This window comes from Moorena sp. SIO2C4 (assembly GCF_010672485.1).
GTDB classification, from domain to species: domain Bacteria; phylum Cyanobacteriota; class Cyanobacteriia; order Cyanobacteriales; family Coleofasciculaceae; genus Moorena; species Moorena producens.
On record NZ_JAAHGN010001391.1, the window covers coordinates 1 to 1,569 of the forward strand.

The window sequence follows — 1,569 nt, forward strand, 5'->3', positions numbered from 1 at the left end:
AGGCGTGGAACTGGCATCAGGCGTGGAACGGGCATCAGGCGTGGCACAGGCATCAGGCGTGGAACGGGCATCAGGCGTGGAACGGGCATCTTGCCCGTTTCATTTCCCAGGCAGCAACCTAACACTGGCGACCGAGAAAATGAGGGCTCGCCCAAGGGTTGTGCGTTACGGGGCGGACTATCCCAACGCTGGCTACGAGGTGAAAAATAAGGGCAAGTCCGCCCCTAACGCACCCTACGCACTCTTTCCCCTCTTGCCTTTTGCCTCTTGCCTTTTGCCTTTTGCCCCAAGAAGTGTGTTTACAACCCAGATACAAACACTATATATACTCAAACGGTTACGGCTGATTTAGCCAAACGAGCTTGCCAAGATTCCACAATTTGCTGAATTGTTTCTTCCAAGGACACGGAAATATCCCAACTGGGGTAATGCTCGCGCATCTTACTCAAATCGGAGTAATAGCAAATATGATCGCCAATTCGATTCTCTTGTAGATAGGTATAGTGCATCGCTTTACCACTATACTTCTCTGCCAGCTTAAACGCTTCTAGAATTGAACAGCTATTGCCTTTTCCGCCACCGATGTTATAAACTTCAGCAATTCGAGGTGCTTCGATAAAAGCGTGAATAAACCGCGACACATCCAGAGAGTGGATATTATCCCGTACTTGCTTACCCTTATAGCCAAAAATCTTGTATTCCCGACCTTCGAGATTACACTTGACCAGATAACTGAGGAAACCGTGGAGTTCCACACCGGAATGATTTGGTCCGGTCAGACAACCACCCCGTAAACAAGCTGTGGGCAGATTAAAGTAGCGACCATATTCCTGCACTATCACATCAGCAGCAACTTTCGATGCCCCAAACAAAGAGTGCTTTGATTGATCGATGCTAAAGCTTTCAGGAATGCCGTTGGTGTAAACCCGGTCCTCATAATCCCAACGGGTGTCTAGTTCCTTAAGCTTAATGGTATTGGGGCGATCGCCATACACTTTATTGGTAGACATGTGTACAAAGGGCGACTCTGGACAAGATTGCCTCGCAGCCTCTAGCAAGTTCAAAGTCCCCACTGCGTTGGTATCAAAGTCAGCGAAAGGAATTGCTGCGGCGCGGTCGTGGGAAGGCTGGGCTGCTGTATGTACAATCGCGTCTGGCTTGAGCTGCGCCATTAGGTCTAAAATACCTTTGCGATCGCGTATATCGAATTCATGATGAACAAAGTCTTGAATTGTCTCTTGCAACCGCTGCTGATTCCAGCGTGTATCCCCTTGGGAACCGAAGAAAACAGCCCGTTGATTATTATCAATACCGTGAATTTGCCAACCTTGCTGAGCAAAATAACCACAAACTTCAGACCCAATCAATCCTGAGGAGCCTGTTACCAGTAATTTTTTCATAGAAAAGCTTAATTTTTTAGGTAAATAATTTAGAGTGAAAATCGAGTGTTTATCATAGTAATGAGGTACACATAATTTTTTCCATATTCCCGACTCCCGACTCCCGACTTCCTACTCCCGACTCCCGACTCCCGACTCCCGACTCCCGACTCCCGACTCCAGACTCCCG

General features: G+C 47.8%; 2 protein-coding genes. One reads left to right on the plus strand and one right to left on the minus strand.

The features are described 5' to 3' along the window. Window positions 1-352: hypothetical protein (locus F6K20_RS37890; RefSeq protein ID WP_287298314.1), on the plus strand; the 352-nt coding region annotated here is incomplete at its 5' end. On the opposite strand, the gene F6K20_RS37895 is transcribed toward F6K20_RS37890, so the two are convergent. Then, window positions 330-1,400 (minus strand): NAD-dependent epimerase/dehydratase family protein, encoded by a 1,071-nt coding sequence (locus F6K20_RS37895; protein ID WP_009149822.1) that lies wholly within the window; start codon window positions 1,398-1,400, stop codon window positions 330-332. The two genes, F6K20_RS37890 and F6K20_RS37895, sit on opposite strands and share 23 nt — an antisense overlap. Window positions 1,401-1,569: the final 169 nt, after the last annotated feature.